This window comes from Bradyrhizobium diazoefficiens, assembly GCF_016616885.1.
GTDB classification, from domain to species: domain Bacteria; phylum Pseudomonadota; class Alphaproteobacteria; order Rhizobiales; family Xanthobacteraceae; genus Bradyrhizobium; species Bradyrhizobium diazoefficiens_F.
In genome coordinates this window covers 4,231,138-4,249,993 of sequence record NZ_CP067102.1, presented here as the reverse complement: position 1 = coordinate 4,249,993, position 18,856 = coordinate 4,231,138, and the positions used below count along the sequence as shown (strand labels likewise).

Here is an 18,856-nt window from a genome sequence, read left to right as displayed (position 1 = left end):
TCGCGACATGATCCCACGTCTGTTCCTTGTGTCCGATAAGCCAGTTCAAAGCGTAGTGTCTTTCTTCTGTCACGCCAGGATCGAGAGCTGCCGGTACTTGCTGAAATCAATTGAGAACGTGACGGATCGAGGTTCTTTGCCGGCCTTTCCCTTACTCAGCTTCATTGCCTGCCTCCGTGTTTCGGCGGCGGTCGGCAATATACGGATAAATTTGAGCGTCAAGGTCCCTTTCCCGCTTTCGCCGTTCATTGCCGCGCCGCGTCGCGCATCTTTTCGGCTGTGACCACCTCGCTGAAAGCTTGTTGGAAAGCAACGTTGGCGTCTGCTTCCGACATTTCGCGACGATCCAGCCGCTCCGAAATTTGAGCGCGCTTTGCAACCATCAGGCTCACCAAATCCATGTAGCGGTAGCTCGCCTTCCTGAAGGCTTCGATGATACGCGGGCCGGAGCACTGGGCGGATGCGGTGAAGCTCTTCAGCTCCCCGGATAAGCGCTTTGCCCGGCATTCGTTGATTGCTGCCGCAGCTTGATTGCCGGCCGTCTGAAACGTTGGCGGCTCAGCCCGCGATGAACCCGGCGCGAGCGCTTGCGACGCAGAAGGAGCGGCCGGGGCTGGCGCGGCCATTGCCTTTCCGCCGACAAGCACGGCGAGGCAGCGGCCCGGCGAGAGTTTCCCATACTGAGCTGTCATTCCGAAATCGACGATGGCGTCGGGCATCACGCGCGCTAGGTCGTCTTGTCGGCGGACGGTCTCGCGGAGCGCATCGCACGGCGAAAGCGTGCCGTAATTGTAATAGACTGCACCGACAGCGAGAGCCATACAGATGCCAAGCGTCTTCAGCGTTGTGCCGGCCATCGATCGCCTCCCCGAAACCCCGACGGGCTAAAAGCCGCTTTCGTTGGGCTCTCGCGGCAGAGCAACCTAAACGGGTCGCGCTTGGCGGACAAGCCTAAACCGTTGTAACTATTGGGGGCTGGGATGCTGAGGAAAGATGATCCGTGCGAGAGACTATTCTTCGAGACATACGAAGACTGGCAGACGCGAATGATGGTCAGCCGCCCGGAAGTCAGTTGTTCGAGCGAGAAACCGGTATTCGCGAACATACTTGGCGGGGCATTTATTGGGCTCGTTGGAGCGATGCGCTTAAGGAAGCGGGCTTTGCTCCTAACCAGTGGCAAGGCAAATCAGAAACCGGCATCATCTTGCAACGATATATCGAGGTAGCGAGACACTACGGACACTTGCCCACCTCCAGCGAACTCGCGCTGTATCGCAAGACGAATGCGGAGGTGCCGAGCGCCAAAGCCATCTTCACGCACTTCGGGTCCAAAGACGATCTCTTGTCGAACCTCCGAGCGTGGGTGGACGGCAAGCCTGATCTGCGCGATATCGCCGACATGTTGGGCAGCGAAACAGCGAAAGTCTCTGGCAGCACGGTGCTGGAGGGGCTCGTCTATTTGATCAAGTCCGGCGCTCACTACAAGATTGGTCGCAGCGACGAGATCGAACGCCGCATGAAGGAAATCCGTATTGCGCTGCCTGAAGCTGCGAACCTCGTTCACGCGATCCGCACCGATGACCCTTCGGGAATCGAGGCGTATTGGCATCGGCGCTTCGCCGATCGCCGCGCAAACGGGGAATGGTTCAAGCTGACTACGGCAGATGTCGCAGCCTTCAAACGACGCAAATATCAATAGCGCCAAACATGACCGAGATTGTGCCAGAACCAACGAACCGGCCTAAGACCTTTCGCGAATTCATCGACGCAGTGCAACGCTTTCCGCGGGGACGGCGTATCATCGTATACGTTTCGACGTTGGGCTTCTTCGTATTGCCAGTTGCCCTATTTTTCGCATACCGCGCGGAGGTAGGGTTCGTGACAGAGCTAGCTCTTGCTTTCCTGTGGTTTCTCCTAGCGTCACATGCGCACTACGCTTCGGAGCCGAACCTGTCGCAGAGGAAGGTACGAAGAATTGATTATTGGTACCTTGGCGCCGCAACGATCGGCCTCTTCCTGTTTGCGGTTGGGTACACTGGTCAGCGCGATCTCACCCTGTCGCGAATGTCCGTGAAGGTCCATCAAGAGGGCGAAGCGCCGTTTAGATCTGATGTCGAAAAATCTGCTGCGTATCTCTCCGAGTTCTTGTGCGGGTCGATAGCGAAGTTCTCGGCTCAGCCATGCGAGGGTATCAAAAGAATCGCGGCGGAGATTCGACCAAACCTGTCGGCCGAACAGATCGATGCTCTCGAAGGTAGGTTTCGAAACGAAGTCACGCTTCCATATGGAGGGTTGTTCACCCTTGAGAAGCTTCGCGAAAAGCCCTCGATATTCTCTTCGTTGTCTGTGTTTGAGATTCGGCTTGAGAGCTGGCGCGACTACATGAAGGGCGCACCCAAGTTCGAAGCAACCGCGAAGGGGTTGAACGAGGAAGCTGAAATCATGTTGGGGCTTGGCCAATGGGTCGTGTGGCCATTCGTGCTCGCCTACGCATTGGCGCTTCGTATCACCAAGGTTACGATCGACGTTTTTGAGTGGGCTAGGTAAAGAAATTTTTGGATTATCCGCCCTTCTTTTTTTCGGCTTTCGACCTTCGCTTATGCTGGGGGCTAAAGGGATGCTCGCGCCGGTCAAGCCGCATCCGGAGTCCGGCTCGGTCGAGCGCCTGAAGGCGGTCGCCGGGCGAGTCTATGGAAAGCTTCAAGCGCCCGCCATCTGCCTTTCCTCGTCCGTCCACTCGACATCGACCGGCATCAGATCCGGCTGGAGCGGTGCGTCCTCTGCCATCACGTGACCGTCCAGCCCGCGGAGCAGGGCCGCGGCCAGCGCCGGTTTCCGTAGCGGCTTCGCCAGGAAGTCCGACATGCCGGCCTCGCGGCAGATCTTGACGTCTTCGGGGAAGGCGTTGGCGGTCAGCGCGATGATCGGCAGGGCATCGAAGCGGCCGCCTTCCGCGCGGATCGCCCGGGTCGCGGCAAGCCCATCCATCTCGGGCATGCGCACGTCCATCAGCACGATGTCGTAATCGCCTTCGGAGACAGCCGCGACGGCCTCGACGCCGTCGGCGACGACCCGGAGCTCGACGTCGAAGGCTCCTAACATCTTGCTCACGACCATGCGGTTGACGGCATCGTCCTCGGCGACCAGCACCTTCAGCGGCCGGTCGAGGCTTGCGATGCGCGCCTTGAGGTCGTCGGCTTCATCGCGGCCCGAATCCTGACTGGACGTCTGCGCCTGGCTCCACGGCAGCACCAGCGTGAAGCGGAAGGTCGAGCCCTCGCCCGGCGTCGAGGTGACGCCGATCGTGCCGCCCATCTGCTCGACGATGCGCCGGGAGATCGCGAGCCCCAGTCCGGTGCCGCCGAAGCGGCGGCTGATCGAGGCATCGGCCTGGGCGAAATCCGAGAACAACTGCCCGAGCTTCTCGGGTGCAATGCCGATGCCGCTGTCCGTCACGGTCCATTCAACGGTCGCGAGCAGATCGCGGCGCGCCTGGCAGATGGCCTTGATCGTCACCTCGCCCTGGTCGGTGAACTTCACCGCATTGGATGCGAGATTGAGCAGCACCTGGCGGATGCGCGCGACGTCGCCACGCAGCGTCGGCGGCAGGTTCGGATCGAGCTCGATCTTGATCGCGAGCCCCTTGCTCTTGGCGCTTGCGCGCACCACGGTCGCGACCGTCTCGACCAGCGTCTGCGGCGCAAAGTCGATCGCCTCGAACGCGAAGCGCCCGGCCTCGAGCTTGGACAGATCGAGGATGTCGTTGAGGATGCGCTGGAGGTTGTCGCCGGACTCCCAGATCGTGGTGACGGCTTCGCGCTGCTCCGGATCGAGTTTTGTTTCGAGCAGCATGCTGGCAAGCCCGAGCACACCGTTCATCGGCGTGCGGATCTCGTGGCTCATCACGGCGAGAAAATCCGACTTCGCGCGGCTCTCGGCCTCGGCCTTTTCCGCGCGCCAGCGCTCGGTGACGTCGCGGCCGAAACCGCGATAGCCGAGAAACTGGCCGTCACGGTCATAGGCCGGCTTCGCCGTCAGCGACCACAGCCGCGCCTCGCCGCCCGTAACGACCGTGAGGTTCATCTCGTGCAGCGGCTCGGCGTGCTCCATCAGGCCAACGACATTGTAGGCCGCCGCCTTGTCTTCGGGGCACAGCATGTCGAGCACGTCGGCGAAAGACGATCCCTTCAGCAGCGGCAGCGGCAATTGCGCGACGTCGGCGAAGCGTTGCGGCACGTCGGTGAGATGCCCTTCGGCATCGGTCTGCCACAGCCAGTCGCTGGCGTTCTCCTGAAAATCCTTCAGCAGCAGCGAGATGATCTCCGTCTGGCGTTCGAGCTCGCGCTGGGCCTTGAGATTGCCGAGGAACAGATTGCCCTGCGAGACGATGTTGCGCGCCATGAAGAACGCGAACAGCAGCAGGAACATTGCGGTCAGGGCATACGGACCAGCACCGCACAACAGCATCGCGCCGGCGCAGGCGATTGTCATGGTCGCGAGATAGACAAGACCGGCGCGCGGAAAGGTCGACAGCGTGAAGGCGCCGCCGGACATCATGCCGACCATCAGGCAGGCCAGGATCAGCTGGCCGGTCGGCCCGACGCGGCTGAACAATGCGAGCGGCAGCGTGCCCCAGATCGCAGCCAGGAAGAATGCCTGCCGCATCATTTGCCGCGCCGCGCGGCGTGAAGCTTCCTGCGGCGGATTCTGCTGCGCGCGCCGCCACGCCCTCACCGCGAGCGAGGCGGTGGCGGCAAGCGTCATGCCCCAGATCGCGAGGAAATCGTTCCAGCCCCGGCCCCAGAACAGGATCAGCACGATGGCGACGTTCAGCATGGTGACGGCCATCGTCACCGGGATTGCCCGCGTCACGGCGTCGATCTGCTTAGCGCGGATGCGGCGCAGCTCGCGCTCGCTGAGACCGGCAGTCAGGCCGTCCTCGATCGCGAAGCCGCCAAGCCAGTACAGGAACGCGCCGATCAGGCCGTCTTGTGGCTCAGCGCGCTGTGTTGATTTGTCCGGCCATCCCATTCGAAAAACCTTTTCGGTATCAATGGCCCAAGGCCGGCTTAAGCCGGGTTAATTTTGTGGGAGATTTTGCGGCGTCCTTGACGGGCACGTTTGCATTTTGTTCTAACCATGACCCCTGCCCGGAGCCCTCGCCCATGCCCATCAGAGTTGCCACCTGGAATGTGAATTCGGTCCGGCAGCGGATCGATCTCCTGCTGACCTGGCTGAAGGAGTGCCAGCCGGACGTCGTCTGCCTGCAGGAGATCAAATGCGTCGACGAAGCCTTCCCGCGGCTGGAGATCGAGGCGCTCGGCTACAACGTGGTGACCCACGGGCAGAAGACGTTCAACGGCGTAGCGCTGCTCTCCAAGCTCAAGTTCGATGAGACCAAGTCGGGGCTTGCCGGGGGCGACGAGGATGCGCATGCCCGTTTCCTCGAGGGCGTGGTGACGCTCAAGCGCGGTGTGCTGCGCATCGCCTGTCTCTATCTGCCCAACGGCAACCCGGTTGGGACCGAGAAATATCCCTACAAGCTCAAATGGATGTCGCGGCTTCTTGAGTATTCGAAGGAGCGCCTCAAGACCGAGGAGCCACTGATCCTCGCAGGTGACTTCAACGTCATTCCGCATGCCCGCGACGTCCACAATCCCGCGGCCTGGACCGAGGACGCGCTGTTCAAGCCGGAGACGCGGGAGAGTTTTCAGTCCCTGCTCGGCCTCGGCCTGACCGATGCACTGCGCGCGGTCACCGACGAGCCCGGGCTGTACACGTTCTGGGACTACCAGGCCGGGGCCTGGCAGAAGAACCAGGGCCTGCGCATCGACCATCTGCTGCTATCGCCACAGGCCAGCGATCGGCTCGCCAATGTCGGCATCGACAGCTATGTGCGGGCCTGGGAGAAGCCGTCGGATCACGTACCGGTGTGGGCGGATTTGGATCTGGAGGCGGCGTAAGCGCTGATCAGATGGGTGGGCACGGCGCCAAGGCGCCTTTGCCCGTCCTACGGACCTCGCCTATTCGTGGCGGCCCTGCACCCATTGCTCCAGCATTTGCAGGCACATGGCGCGGTCGTCGTCCGAGGCCTTGGCGAAGGCGCGGTTGTAGTTTTCCTTGATCCAGGTCTCATCAGTGCCGGCGCTGTCACGCGCGAGCGTCAGCCACATCAGGCCGCGCGCGGCCTGGCGCGGCAGGCGGTCGCCATTGAACAGCATCTGCCCCAGCAGCGCCTGGGCCTCATGCTGGCCCTTCTGGGCCGCGAGGCCGAGCCAGCGCGCGCCGTAGCGGAAATCCTCGCGCGAGGCGTCCGGCGTCTTCAGATAGAGCCGGGCGAGATCGTACTGGGCATCCGCGTTGCCGAAATAGGAGGCGGCATAGGAGAACATCTCCCGCGCCCGGTCCGGGTCGGCCTTGACCTTCGAGTTCGGGATGCCGCTCAGATAATAGCGGCCGAGCGCGACGAAGGCGTTGGCCACGACCTGCGCCTGCGGCGCCGACGGGCTGTCCTCGGCATGCGCATTCGCGATCCGGGTGAAATATTCGAACGCACGCACGTCGTCCTGGGCCACGCCATCGCCACTGGCGTACATGCGGCCGAGCTTCCACTGCGCGATGGGGTGACCGCCCTCGGCAGCATATTGCAGGGCGCTGAGCGAGGTTTCCTGGGGCGCGACCGGCGCCACCGACTTGCGCACCGCACCCGCGGCACCGGGCAAGGTGGTCACGACGGGAATGGTCGCATCCTTCGGATTGACCGGCGCACCGTCGAAGGCGAGCGCCGGCGCGGCCAGCGCGGTAGCCCCCAACACAAACGCAACTATGGCACGCCTAGATGTCCGCATAACACTGTTTCTCGTGCGCGCCGCCCGGATGGGTGACTGCCCCATCGACCGCCGGTCCAACCTGCTGAGCATATTTCCAGAGCGCACCCGACGTATGGTTAGTCGCGCGAGGGCTCCATTTGGTCTTGCGTTGCGCGAGCTCGGCGTCGCTCAATTTTACGTTAAGGATTCCGGCAACGGCATCGATCTCGATGATGTCGCCATCCTGCAACAGTGCGATCGGGCCGCCGATGGCGGCCTCAGGCCCGACATGGCCGATGCAGAAGCCGCGGGTGGCGCCGGAGAAGCGGCCGTCGGTGATGAGCGCGATCTTGCCGCCCATGCCCTGCCCGGTCAGCGCTGCGGTGGTCTGGAGCATCTCCCGCATGCCGGGGCCGCCCTTGGGGCCCTCGTAGCGGATCACGATGACTTCGCCTTCGCGGTAGGTGCGGTTCTGGACGGCCTCAAACGCGTCCTCTTCCCGGTCGAAGCAGCGCGCCGGACCGGTGAACCTCAGACTGGACATTCCCGCGACTTTCACGATCGCACCTTCTGGCGCCAAATTGCCCTTCAGACCGACCACACCACCGGTGACGGTGATGGGTTTGTCTGCCGGGTGCACCACGTCCTGGTGCGGATTCCATTTCACGCTCTTGAGGTTTTCGGCGATCGTTCGACCGGTGACGGTGAGGCAGTCACCGTGGAGAAATCCGTTGTCGAGCAGCGTCTTCATCAGAAGCGGTATGCCACCTACTTCAAACATGTCTTTGGCGACATAACGGCCACCCGGCTTCAAATCCGCGATATATGGTGTCTTTTTGAAGATTTCGGCGACGTCGAACAGGTCGAACTTGATGCCGCACTCATGCGCGATCGCCGGCAGGTGCAGCGCAGCATTGGTAGAGCCGCCAGACGCCGCGACCACAGCGGCCGCGTTCTCCAGCGCCTTGCGGGTGACGATGTCGCGCGGCCGGATATTTTGAGCGATCAGGTCCATCACCTTTTCGCCCGCGGTCATGCAGAAGGCGTCGCGGATTTCATACGGTGCCGGAGCACCGGCCGAGTAAGGCAGCGCGAGGCCAATGGCTTCCGAGACGGTCGCCATGGTGTTGGCGGTGAACTGCGCACCACAGGCGCCCGCCGAGGGGCACGCCACGCGCTCGATCTCGTCGAGGTCCTCGTCCGACATGGCGCCGACCGAGTGCTTGCCGACCGCCTCGAACATGTCCTGCACGGTGACCTGCTGTCCCCGGAAATTGCCAGGCAGGATCGAGCCGCCGTAAATGAAGATCGAGGGCACGTTGAGGCGGACCATTGCCATCATCATGCCGGGCAGCGACTTGTCGCAGCCGGCGAGGCCGACGAGGGCGTCATAGGCGTGGCCGCGCACCGTCAGCTCGACGGAGTCGGCGATGCATTCGCGCGACGGCAGCGACGAGCGCATGCCGTCATGGCCCATGGCGATGCCATCGGTCACGGTGATGGTGCAGAATTCGCGCGGCGTGCCGCGGGCGGATGCGACGCCCTTCTTCACCGCCTGCGCCTGGCGCATCAGGGCGATGTTGCAGGGCGCAGCCTCATTCCAGCACGAGGCGACGCCGACGAAGGGCTGATGGATCTGCTCGGTGGTCAGACCCATGGCGTAAAAGTAGGACCGGTGAGGCGCGCGCGCAGGGCCTTCCGTCACGTGACGGCTCGGCAGCCTCTGCTTGATGTTGGTCTTGGCGTCCATCGCACCAGTTTCCTTGGCCAACCCTTGTCAGACCCGGAACATCAGACCCAAGATTTGAATCGACCTTGGGATTTCCCGCCGCCTGCAAGGGACCAGCCCAGCCCCTGAAACATTAGAGCGATTTTATTCATGTTCGGGTGTGGCCAAAAAGCGGCGCCGGTACGGGCGGACTGCGATAACAGTTAAATCGCACGTGAATGTTGCTGGAAAGGCACAATCGTGGCGTGGAGGACACGGAAAAGCCTACAGTGTTACCCTCGCCAAGATGACAATCCACAACTTCAGATTTTGTTGCGTGAGCGGCGCGCCCGCTTTTGACGGGCATCCGGGCTGAGTCGGCGCTGTCCCTCGCCTTGACCAATATAGGATACCCCCCTATCTTACTGTCATGACACACACCATCAAGCACAAGTCGAAGCTCATCGGCCGCGTCCGGCGTATCAAGGGGCAGCTCGAGGCGGTTGAACGCGCGCTCGAGTCGGAGATCGGCTGCGCCGATGTGTTGATGCTGGTGGCGTCAGTGAAAGGCGCGATCAGCGGTCTCACCACCGAGCTCCTGGAAGACCACATTCGCCATCATGTCGTGGATCCCGCGCACGAAACGGATCCGGAGAAGGCCAAGGGCGCCGCCGACCTCATCGACGTCGTCCGAACCTATTTGAAGTGAAGAGATGACCGACCTGTCTCACCTGCTCCAACAGAGCAGCGCGCATGCATGGCTGTTCGCGCCCAGTGCGATCCTGCTCGGCGCGCTGCATGGCCTCGAGCCCGGGCATTCCAAGACCATGATGGCCGCGTTCATCATCGCCATCAGGGGCACCGTGCTCCAGGCCGCGGTGCTCGGCCTGTCGGCAACCATCTCCCATACCGCCATCGTCTGGGCGATCGCGCTGGCGGGATTGTACTTCGGCCAAGAATTGTCCGGCGAGCGCAGCGAGGCCTATCTGCAACTGGCGTCCGCCGTCATCATCGTCGGCATCGCCGGCTGGATGGTCTGGCGCACCTGGCGGGAGCAGAATGACGAGCATGACCATCATCACCACGACGAGCCGCACCCCATCTCGTTGGCCGGCTTGCCGCTGCTGATCGAGGTGTTCGAGGACGGCGTGCCGCCTCGCTGGCGGATCCGAAGCGAAAACGGCGCGCTTCCCGCAGCCCGCGACATCGAGGTGACCACGATCCGCGAGGACGGTGCGCCCCAGACCTTCGCGTTCGCCGCTTGCGATGGATACCTCGAAAGTATCGAGGAGATTCCCGAGCCTCACGCGTTCAAGGCGCGTATCGCCCTTGCCGGCGACTCCACCGAGATACTGTTTAGCGAGCACGATCACGATCACATGTATCTCGGCGAAGAGGACGACGCTCACGCGCGCGCCCACGCCGCCGATATCCGCAAGCGTTTTACGGGGCGCAACGTGACGACGGCGCAGATCGTCCTGTTCGGTCTCACTGGCGGACTGATCCCCTGTCCCGCCGCGATCACCGTACTGCTGCTTTGCATTCAGCTGAAGCAGTTCAGCCTCGGCTTTGTCCTCGTGCTGTCCTTCGGCATCGGGCTCGCGATCACGATGGTGTCGGCAGGCGTTCTCGCCGCGCTCAGCCTGCGACACGTCGAACGACACTGGGGCGGCTTCAGCCGCTACGCTCACCGCGCGCCCTATGTCTCGGCAGCCCTGATCGTCTTCGTCGGCCTCTATACCGGCTGGACGGGTTTGCACGAACTGATGTCGTAACAAGCAGCGGCGGCATCCACTGCTCTGTCGGTTAGCCTTTCGCGCTCGCAGTCTTGTCGAGCGCGGACCGCAGGCCCTTGGCGAGCTTGATCGCATCGTCATTGGCCCAGAAGTGCATGAAGAACAGCCGCGGCTGCTCGTCCAGCATGTGGCTGTGCAGTGCCGTCACCTCGATGCCATTCGCCAGCAGCGCCGTAATCACCGGGTTCACCTCGTCGCCCGACAGAACGAAGTCGCCGGTGATGGCGGCCTTGCCGTTGCCGGTTGGCTGGAAGTTGATGCCGATCGCGACGCCCATCGGCCCGACGGGCGTGAGCGGCATACCCTCCTGTGTGATCGGATCGCGACGCTTGACGTTGAATTGGTAGACGCCGCCATTGGCCTGTCCCTTCGCGCCGATGATCTGGTCGAGCTTGGCGGTGTCGAGATCGACCGCGGGCGGCGGGTTGGCCGGTGCGGCGACGGTCAGCGGAGTCTTGCTTTCGGCGAGCCCATCGTGGATCGCAGAGGCCAGCTTGACGGGGTCCCCGTGTCCCGCGACGTGCATGTAGAACGTCGCCGGGCTCGCACGCAGCAGATGATTATGCACGGCCGTGATCTCGAGACCGCTAGCGATCATCTTCGCCATCACAGGATTGATCTCGGTCTCGAGCAGCACGAGGTCGCCCATGACCATGGCGCCGCCATGGGCAGGCTTGAACGCCACCCAGCCGCCGAGGGCCAGCGCTGGCTTGATCGCGACCCCGTCCAGGGTCACGGAGAGATCGCTGCGAGGAAAACCGTATCGGTGGACATCATCCGAGACGGCGGCCTTGCGGCCGAGCGTTTGGTCGATCGCCTGCCAATTGACGTCTTCCGCCTGGGCCGGCGAGACGAATTGCGCGGCGAAGGATGCTGGGCCCAGGACTGCAGCCAGCAGGAAGGCTGCGTGACAGATTGTTCGTAGTCGCATGGTCATTCTCCTGGTGTTCCTGCCCCAGGTCGAATCCGTTTTCGGCTCAGACATTCGCACCGTGCGCGTCGAGGCATGCCGCGCGAGGCGAATGAGCCACTCGGTCGAACGAAACGGAGGTGTAGGAAATGGACATGCTGCGCCCTTGGTGATCAGGACGCGATGCTTGGGCATGTCGCCTCGCGGGGAGATCGCATATCCCCGATGGCTCGAATAGAAGCCCGGAGGTCCAAGCTGTCAACCGCGTGCAATCCGTGGCCGTTCGAAAAGATTTGATCGATTCAAATGGAACGAAATCGATTGCGCCCGCCCCGCGCGAGCCGATAGATGGTTTGGACGGCGATCTCCACGTTGTGATGCGAGCGCCGGCTCAAGCGCGCTGGTTTGTGCCGCGGTCGAAGCGCGCGAATACCGCGCTGGTCAGACCGCCGAGCAAGGTCCAAAACACCAGGCTCGTCACCGTCACCGCGGTGACGAACTGATGCGTCAGCGACGACGGCACGTTGGTCTCGATGTTGGCGAGCTCCGGCGCGCCGATCAGATGCGGCAGTGTCAGCAGGATCACGCCGGCGATCGCGGCCGGCACCGAGCGACGGAAGGCGATCAAGGCGAGCCCTCCTGCCGTCGCCAGCACCGCGGCCAGCCACCAGATCTGCCGCGACAGCAGCGGCGCGACAGGCACGCCGGGCAGCTCCGGCGGCAGGCCGAGGCCGGGCGCAAGCGTAAAGACGGCAAAGCCCGCCAGCCCCCACAGCAGGCCTTCGTGCCAGGACACGCTCGCCCCGGTGGCGCCGCTGCGCACGGCGAAGAAGCCGGCCAAGAGCAATGCGAAGCCGATCGCGGTCAGGATATTGGCGGCGGCGGTATAGGCGTTGCGCTCAAAACCATCGCGCGGCTCCCAAGCCCCGGCGCCATGGTCGTGGTCGCCGGCGCCATGGTCGCCGTGATCGTGGGCGGCATGGTCATGGTCTGCGGGGTCATGCCCGGCTGCTGCCGGCTGCGCCGTGGCCGGCGCCTCATGCTGGTGCATCTCCGCCGCCTTCTCGAAGCCTTCCGCCTTCAGAATCAGGGGGACGGTGCCGAACTGCTGGACGACAGTGACGATGAGACCGACGATGAAACCGGCAATGACCGACGCGAAGACGATCGCGCGAAATGTGCTCATGCCACCCCGGTTAGTGGCAAGGGAAAGCGTTCGAGTGGCGTACGTCGTGGGCCGAGTTGTGGACGACGTCGATGTGGGAGAAGCCGACCATGCCGATGACGAACACGCCGAGCACTATGGCCATCAGAGCCTGCGACAGCCGTCCCACCTGCCCGGCGGCGACCGGAAGCGTGATTTGGGCGTTGGCGAGCTGGGACTGGCTCATGGTCTATTCTCCATTGGCGATTTGCGCGTTTTCTAGCAGCTTCCGGGCGATGTCGCGACTGGTAAGATGCAGGCTGGTCCCTGGCAAAATGCCGTTGCGGGCGATCTTGGCGCCGGCGGCGGCCCGAAAGGCCGCCTCAAACCGCCGGAAATAGCCGAGGCAGGCCTCCGGCGCGGGCTCGACGCCCAGCAAGGTCCGGAACGCGCCCCGGTGCACGGCGCAGATCGCATCATGCCCCGCGACGGGAAACACCAGCGAGGCGATGTCGTCGCGCCAATGAACCTCGCTGCTCAAGTCGTCGCGCCTCCGTCAGCACCAGGGATAATCTCCTGGCGGCGACCCTAGCACGGCTATCGACGAAGTCCGCCAGCTCGCAATCAGGCCGGCTCCCGCTGCGAACGGGTCCTGATCATGGCGCGCTCACCGGCATCGACGAGCTGGCCGATGCCGGTGCGACCTGTCAGTGCACAACGGATGATGTTCTCGGCGACCGACTTGCGGAAGCCGTGGTCCTCGCCGTCGGGGCGATTGCGGCAGACGCGGTCGAGCGCCAGCTTCATGTTGATCCGTGTGCGGGTGTCAAAATGTTCGCTGATCATGCGCCCATCCTGATGCGTTGCTGTCGGGGCGGAAACGTCCGATGAACGGCCCAGTTCCAAAACGGGATCGAGCAATGAATGCCCTAAGTGCGCCCGCGCGGGCGTTGGGCCTGGGCCCAGGCCGCGGTCGCCTCGTGCGGGGGAATGTCGACGCGCTTGATCGGTAACAGCTGCCCGGACGCAGAGACGATCGCGGTCTCCTCGCGGCGGCAGCGCGGGCAGACGAAGCGGACCTCGTGCGGCTGTGCCGACCAGTTCGTACGTTTGACATTGGCCGCCATCGGCCAAGCCTCGCAATGCGAGCACGACACCAGAAACCGGCCGGGATCGAGCATACCCATTCCAAAGGACTCCGCGTCCTGCCCGCCCCATCAATGATCATCTCATGGAAATCGTTCCGGTGGCGGAGCACCGTCAGCGGTTTGGCTCTAGCGGTTCCCCGATTGCGAACAGGCTGAAATAAAAAGGCCGCGGTCTCGGGCCCTTGCTTTCAGTGCGCGCCCTTGAGCGTACAGGAGGTGGTGCAGGTGACGGTATTGCCGTGGTCACACGACTTGCAGGCGGCAACGCACTGATTCATGTCGCGGGGATTGTAGGAGCTGTAGTTCCGCAGCGCGCAGACCGATGTCGAGCCCGTGACGTCCTGCTCCTGGTTGCAGGCTGCCGTCAGAAGCGCAAACAGGATGACCGCAAACAGACGCATGGCAAATAGACGCATGGGACGTCAACCATCGGACGAGCTACGTTTGCAAGCAATGTTGCACGGCAACCTTGCCTCAGGCATTCCCATCGCCGGGAAACGCACTGCGCAGCTCCCGCTTCCCATCGAGGATGCGTCTCAATTGTTAAGAACGGCTTGCGATCGCGACCGATCCTGCAAACGCAGGAACGCCCCGTCGCGCCTCGCTCCTACGGGAACCCCTCAGGCCGCGGCCTTGCTCGCGATCACCTGGCGCATGTCCACCGCAAGCTGACGGTACTGCTCCCCGAGTCTCAGGTAGAACTCGCGCTTTTTGCTGTCGGTGGCGAGCTTGGCAATCAGCTCGCATTCGGCGGTCAGCGTCTCGAACCGCTCCAGCCTGTCCTCAAGTTCTGTCATCGGCGTATCCCCATTAAACGCCTCAAGGACAACAAAGCTAAGCCCGGGAATTAGGTCACGACAAACATCGTTATGGGATAGAAACAATTATTCACAGGCGGACAGCTATTTGCTGTCCAATCGCCAGGCGCCGTCCCAATCGGCTGCCGGCGGATTGGTCTCGAACCGCGCGATGCGGGCGAGCATTGTGCGTGACGGCCCGTCGCCGGGGCAGCGCTCCAGCGCCGCGTTGAACGCCATGCGTGCGTCGTCGAAGCGGCACCCGCGATAGGCGGCAAGGCCTTCCGCATAGTGCGCGCGCAGGCTCTCCTGCGGCTCCGCGAGCGCGCCTGCCCGTCCCATCACCTCGAACACCGGCTGCGGCACGCTCTGGCCGACCACCGCGAGACGATCGATCTCGCGGAATTCGAGGCGCGCTCCGATCGCCTCGGCGGTGGCCTGCGAGATCAGGATGCGGGTACCGTAGAGCTTGTTGACGGCCTCCAGACGCGAGGCAAGGTTCACGGCGTCGCCCATCACCGTAAAGCTCATCATCAGCTCGGAGCCGATGCTGCCGGTCAGGACCTCGCCGGTGGCAATGCCGATACGGAGATCGCACTGCACGGGCATGGCGCGGATGCCGAGCAGATCCGGCAATTGCTTCTGCAGCGCCGGCACCTGGTCGGCCATGTCGATGGCGGACAGGCCTGCGAGCAGCGCCTGCTCGTCCTCCTCGACGAAGGGCGGGCCCCAATAGGACATGATGGCGTCGCCGATATATTTGTCGATCACGCCGCGGTTGTTCCGGATCGGAGCGGACATCACCGTGAAATAGTGGTTCATCACCTTGACGAGGCCGCGCGGGGTCATACCCTCGCTCATCGAGGTGAAGCCGCTCATGTCGGAGAACATGATGGTCATCACCCGGCGCTGGCCGTCGATTGCGACCTCGGGCCGGTCGATCAGGCCCTGCACCACCTTGGGATCAATATAGCGGCCGAAGGTCTCGCGGATGCGCTCGTTGTGGCGCAACTGCTCGATCATGCGGTTGAAGGCGGCCGCGAGCTCGCCGATCTCGTCTTGGGTCGAGACGGCGATGCTCTTGTCGAAGCGACCTGCCTCGACTTCGCGGGCCCCGGCCAGCAGCAACCGCACCGGGCGGGTGATGCCGCTACTGACCAGCAGCGCGAAGGCAAATCCGACCACCGCCGCAAGGATCGTGACGATGCCGGAGATGATGATGGCCTGGCGCTGGTGACCGATCACCTGCGACGTTGAGAAGAAGACCTGCTTGAGCATGTCGGCGCGGATCGCGTCGATCTTCTGGTTGAAATTGTCACGGAGAACATCGAGATGCTCCAGCGTGCCGCGGGCGTTGTCCATCTGCCTGGCGTCGACCTGCTTGAGGAGTTTTGCATGGTCCTCGTTCATGTCACGGCGCAGCTCTGAGACGGCGGTCTCGATGCGGGTTTCGATCCGCGCGAGCGTGGCGTTGTCGGACGGCGTCCGGGGATCGTCGATGATCGCGTTGATCAGCGTGCGTGCGCCCTCGGCCTCCTCCTCGATCTTGCGGTCGACGTCCTCGAACTCGTGCAGGCGCGCCGTATAGGCCTCCTCATCCGAGGGCGACTGCATCCTGGTCATGACCATGCGCCGCAGTGCCAGCGCCCGCTCCAGCGAGCGGATATTGGCGCGCGCCAAGTGCCCGTAGGCGGGAATATAACGGTTGGTCAGCTCATCCAGGAGGACGCCGACCTTGCTCGACATCACCATCGACAGGATCGAGGTGACGAGCATCAGGACGATCAATCCGAGGGCGATGCCGACGATCTTGCGCCGGATCGACTGGTTGAAAAGCGGCATGAGGTACAAGCAAAGGCTGAAAGAACGGTCTATGGAACTCAATACACCGGATTCTCGACCGGGAACACGCGCAATCGTGCCTTCGTGGCGCCATGAACTTGCCCATAGCCGTCGCGCGAGGCCTGTTTGTTAACAAAGGTTAAAAGCCCAGTTCTATCCCCCGTTGCACAGGTTCCCGCACTCCATCCGTATTTTGCCGCATTGTTGCGGGAGTGTGAGGAATGCGAAACGATGCCGTGTCACTGTTTTTGATGTCGATTTGATTCTCGAACCGCGTGTCGTCGCGGACTTTGGTTTGTACTGGTTTCGCAGGGGGGACCACGGAATGAACCAGTGCCTACGCTCGCTCGCGTGCCTCGTTGCCGTGGCCTCACTGGCGCTCCTTCCGACGGAGTTGGCAGCGAAGGGCAAATCATCAGCGCCGAAGAAAACGCATGAGGCCAAAGCGGGCAAGCAGCGCCATGCTGCGGCCGGCAAGCACGGCAAACATGCCGAGGCCAAGCGCAAGTCGAAGAAGCAGGACGAGGAGCCCGCGGACAAGCCCGCAACCCCGCCGCTGACGGGCGACCTCGCCGCGCTGAAGGACGCCATCGACCTCGCGCGCAAGGGCAAGACCGACGACGCCGCTGCCGTGCGCGACCGCATTGCCGATCCCGCCGGCCAGAAGCTCGCCGACTGGTTCATGCTTCGCCATTCCGAGAGCACCGCGAATTTCAAGTGCTACGCCGCCTTCCTCGCCGCCAATCCGGATTGGCCGAGCGCCGCGCTATTGCGCCGGCGTGCCGAGGCGCGGCTGTGGCAGGAGAAGACCGACGCGGCCACCGTGCACGCCTTCACGATGGACCGGCCGACCAGCGCCAAAGGCAATTTCGCGCTCGCCCGCGTGCTGATCGCCGAAGGCGACAGCGAGCGGGCCGCGCGTCTGGTCCGCGAGGCCTGGCGCTCTGAGGAGCTGTCGGAGCGTAGCGAGGCGGATTCATACGAAGCCTTTCACGATCTTCTGCGTGCCGAGGATCATCGCGCCCGCATGGATAAGCGCCTCGGCGCCAAGGACTACGCCGGCGCAAGGCGCGCGGCCAAGCGGCTCGGCGAAGACGCGCTCGCGATCGTCAAGGCCTGCGCGGCGGTCAACGGCAAGGAGAACAAGGCCAAGGATTATCTTGATGACGTGTCGGCTGATGAGCGTCGCGATCTCGGCTATGTGCTGTGCCGCGCGCAATGGCATATCCAGAAGGACCGCATCGACGATGCGGCTGAGGTGATCCTCGCTGCCGCGCCCGACACCATGGCGGCGCAGGATACCGATGCCTGGTGGCGCGAGCGCCGCCTGCTGGCGCGAAAACTGCTCGACCAGGGCAAGTCCAGGACCGCTTATGACGTGGTGCGTGCGGCCGCGGTGCCGGCAATGGAAGTCTATCGCGTCGACTATCATTTCATGTGCGGCTGGATCGCGCTGCGCTATCTCGACGATCCCAAAACCGCATTGATGCACTTCGCGGCGATCGACGAGGGCTCGGCCAATCCGATCGCGCTGTCGCGGGGCCATTACTGGCGCGGCCGTGCGGCCGAGGCGATGGGCGCAGTCGCCGACGCACGCATGAGCTACAGGGCCGCGGCGCGCTATCCGACCGCCTATTACGGCCAGCTTGCCCGTGCGCGACTTGGCCTCGAGGGAATCGAGCTGCGCGCGCCCTCGCCCGTGCTGGCCTCCGCCGACACGCCGCCCACGGACGAACGCGTGCGCGCCGCCGACATGCTCTACGGCATCGGCGAGCGCGACACGGTATATTACTATGCCGAGGATTTTTCCAAGGAGAGCACAGATGTGGCCGCGCTCGAAGCGCTCGGCGAGCTCGCTGGCCGACGCAACGACGCACGCGTCATGTTGGAGGTCGGCAAGTCGGCGCTGGCGCGCGGGCTCGCGCTCGACCATTACGCCTTCCCGACCATCGGCATCCCCGAGCACAAGCAGGTTGCGCCCGCGATCGAGACCAGCGTGATCTATTCGGTGGCGCGCACCGAGAGCTCGTTCAATCAGCGCGACAAGTCGGCCGCCAATGCGGTCGGCTTGATGCAGGTGACGCCGGAAGCCGGCCGCGACACCGCAAAGCGCTTCGGCGTGACCTATGACTGGGACAGGATGGTCTCCGATCCCGTCTACAACACACAGATGGGCGCAGCCGAGCTCAGCGCGCTTCTCTCGGAATACCGCGGCAACCAGATCATGACCTTCGCCGGCTACAATGCCGGCCGCGGCCGCGTGCGGGAATGGGTGCAGGCGCACGGCGACCCGCGCGACCCCAAGATCGATCCCGTCGACTGGGTCGAGCGCATCCCGCTGTCGGAGACGCGCAACTACGTCCAGCGTGTGATGGAGAACGTGCTGGTCTATCGCTCAAGGTTCGAGGCCAGCGGCGCGGTGGCCGGCAAGACCGACCAGCGCGTGGTGACGCAGGATGCGAATGTCGCGCCGCGCGCCGCCGCGACGCCCGCGAGCTTCAGGGGCGCGAATTGACACCTTTGGAGCTGCGGGTGGGCTAGCGAGGCGCAACCCACCACGATGTGGAGGGGGCATGGTTGGTTACGCCATCTGCTAACCCACCCTGGCTGGTCGACGCCTCCGGGGCTGGACCGAGGCGCCGCTCAGATCGAGTGACTGCGGCTCCACGCGGGCTCAATTGTGTGGCTCGCTACCAGCTCCT

20 protein-coding genes are annotated in these 18,856 nt (G+C 63.5%); 6 read left to right on the top strand and 14 right to left on the bottom strand.

The window, feature by feature from the left end:
- Window positions 1-69: 69 nt before the first annotated feature.
- Together JJC00_RS19790 and JJC00_RS19785 are read right to left on the bottom strand one after the other, a co-directional pair.
- Window positions 70-222 carry a hypothetical protein gene (locus JJC00_RS19790; protein WP_200467658.1) on the bottom strand — a complete coding sequence of 51 codons (153 nt, stop codon included), beginning with the start codon at window positions 220-222 and terminating at the stop codon, window positions 70-72.
- A 23-nt stretch (window positions 223-245) separates the two neighbouring features.
- Window positions 246-857, bottom strand: coding sequence for a hypothetical protein (locus tag JJC00_RS19785; protein ID WP_200467657.1), 612 nt, complete (start codon window positions 855-857; stop codon window positions 246-248).
- Between the two features lie 143 nt (window positions 858-1,000).
- Here JJC00_RS19785 and JJC00_RS19780 point away from each other — a divergent pair, with 143 nt between their 5' ends.
- The gene (locus JJC00_RS19780) at window positions 1,001-1,699 is read left to right on the top strand and encodes a GIY-YIG nuclease family protein (protein WP_200467656.1); all 699 of its coding nucleotides are present in this window, start codon (window positions 1,001-1,003) and stop codon (window positions 1,697-1,699) included.
- 8 nt (window positions 1,700-1,707) lie between these two features.
- Window positions 1,708-2,547 (top strand): hypothetical protein, encoded by an 840-nt coding sequence (locus tag JJC00_RS19775; RefSeq protein ID WP_200467655.1) that lies wholly within the window; start codon window positions 1,708-1,710, stop codon window positions 2,545-2,547.
- 153 nt (window positions 2,548-2,700) lie between these two features.
- On the opposite strand, the gene JJC00_RS19770 is transcribed toward JJC00_RS19775, so the two are convergent.
- Window positions 2,701-5,031: a hybrid sensor histidine kinase/response regulator gene (locus JJC00_RS19770; protein WP_200467654.1), complete on the bottom strand. Its 2,331-nt coding sequence runs from the start codon at window positions 5,029-5,031 to the stop codon at window positions 2,701-2,703.
- Between the two features lie 134 nt (window positions 5,032-5,165).
- Here JJC00_RS19770 and xth point away from each other — a divergent pair, with 134 nt between their 5' ends.
- The gene (xth, locus tag JJC00_RS19765; protein WP_200467653.1) at window positions 5,166-5,963 is read left to right on the top strand and encodes an exodeoxyribonuclease III; all 798 of its coding nucleotides are present in this window, start codon (window positions 5,166-5,168) and stop codon (window positions 5,961-5,963) included.
- 60 nt (window positions 5,964-6,023) lie between these two features.
- On the opposite strand, the gene JJC00_RS19760 is transcribed toward xth, so the two are convergent.
- A complete protein-coding gene (locus tag JJC00_RS19760; RefSeq protein WP_200467652.1) occupies window positions 6,024-6,848 on the bottom strand; it encodes a tetratricopeptide repeat protein in 825 nt (274 codons plus the stop codon).
- A complete protein-coding gene (gene ilvD / locus JJC00_RS19755; protein WP_200467651.1) occupies window positions 6,835-8,559 on the bottom strand; it encodes a dihydroxy-acid dehydratase in 1,725 nt (574 codons plus the stop codon). Before ilvD ends, JJC00_RS19760 begins: the two co-directional genes overlap by 14 nt.
- A gap of 388 nt (window positions 8,560-8,947) precedes the next feature.
- Between ilvD and JJC00_RS19750 the strand changes: the two genes are divergently transcribed.
- Together JJC00_RS19750 and JJC00_RS19745 are read left to right on the top strand one after the other, a co-directional pair.
- Window positions 8,948-9,226, top strand: coding sequence for a metal/formaldehyde-sensitive transcriptional repressor (locus JJC00_RS19750; RefSeq protein WP_200467650.1), 279 nt, complete (start codon window positions 8,948-8,950; stop codon window positions 9,224-9,226).
- A gap of 4 nt (window positions 9,227-9,230) precedes the next feature.
- Window positions 9,231-10,292 carry an urease accessory protein UreH domain-containing protein gene (locus tag JJC00_RS19745; protein ID WP_200467649.1) on the top strand — a complete coding sequence of 354 codons (1,062 nt, stop codon included), beginning with the start codon at window positions 9,231-9,233 and terminating at the stop codon, window positions 10,290-10,292.
- A gap of 31 nt (window positions 10,293-10,323) precedes the next feature.
- Here the strand turns inward: JJC00_RS19745 and JJC00_RS19740 are convergent, their stop codons facing one another.
- From JJC00_RS19740 to JJC00_RS19700, 9 genes are all read right to left on the bottom strand, one after another.
- Entirely contained in the window at window positions 10,324-11,244 is a 921-nt protein-coding gene (locus JJC00_RS19740) for a DUF1259 domain-containing protein (RefSeq protein WP_200467648.1), read from the bottom strand.
- Window positions 11,245-11,614: 370 nt separating this feature from the next.
- Window positions 11,615-12,409, bottom strand: a complete 795-nt coding sequence (locus JJC00_RS19735) for a CbtA family protein (RefSeq protein ID WP_200467647.1) — start codon at window positions 12,407-12,409, stop codon at window positions 11,615-11,617.
- Between the two features lie 10 nt (window positions 12,410-12,419).
- Window positions 12,420-12,614: a CbtB domain-containing protein gene (locus tag JJC00_RS19730; RefSeq protein ID WP_200467646.1), complete on the bottom strand. Its 195-nt coding sequence runs from the start codon at window positions 12,612-12,614 to the stop codon at window positions 12,420-12,422.
- A 3-nt stretch (window positions 12,615-12,617) separates the two neighbouring features.
- A complete protein-coding gene (locus JJC00_RS19725) occupies window positions 12,618-12,908 on the bottom strand; it encodes a hypothetical protein (protein ID WP_200467645.1) in 291 nt (96 codons plus the stop codon).
- 83 nt (window positions 12,909-12,991) lie between these two features.
- Window positions 12,992-13,213, bottom strand: a complete 222-nt coding sequence (locus JJC00_RS19720; RefSeq protein ID WP_200467644.1) for a hypothetical protein — start codon at window positions 13,211-13,213, stop codon at window positions 12,992-12,994.
- An 83-nt stretch (window positions 13,214-13,296) separates the two neighbouring features.
- Complete coding sequence (locus JJC00_RS19715) at window positions 13,297-13,554, bottom strand: phage terminase large subunit family protein (protein WP_200467643.1); 258 nt, start codon at window positions 13,552-13,554, stop codon at window positions 13,297-13,299.
- 149 nt (window positions 13,555-13,703) lie between these two features.
- A complete protein-coding gene (locus tag JJC00_RS19710) occupies window positions 13,704-13,916 on the bottom strand; it encodes a hypothetical protein (protein WP_200474167.1) in 213 nt (70 codons plus the stop codon).
- A 219-nt stretch (window positions 13,917-14,135) separates the two neighbouring features.
- Window positions 14,136-14,312 carry a hypothetical protein gene (locus tag JJC00_RS19705; RefSeq protein WP_200467642.1) on the bottom strand — a complete coding sequence of 59 codons (177 nt, stop codon included), beginning with the start codon at window positions 14,310-14,312 and terminating at the stop codon, window positions 14,136-14,138.
- Between the two features lie 105 nt (window positions 14,313-14,417).
- A complete protein-coding gene (locus JJC00_RS19700; protein ID WP_200467641.1) occupies window positions 14,418-16,154 on the bottom strand; it encodes an adenylate/guanylate cyclase domain-containing protein in 1,737 nt (578 codons plus the stop codon).
- A gap of 325 nt (window positions 16,155-16,479) precedes the next feature.
- Between JJC00_RS19700 and JJC00_RS19695 the strand changes: the two genes are divergently transcribed.
- Window positions 16,480-18,669 (top strand): lytic transglycosylase domain-containing protein, encoded by a 2,190-nt coding sequence (locus JJC00_RS19695; protein WP_200467640.1) that lies wholly within the window; start codon window positions 16,480-16,482, stop codon window positions 18,667-18,669.
- Window positions 18,670-18,856: the final 187 nt, after the last annotated feature.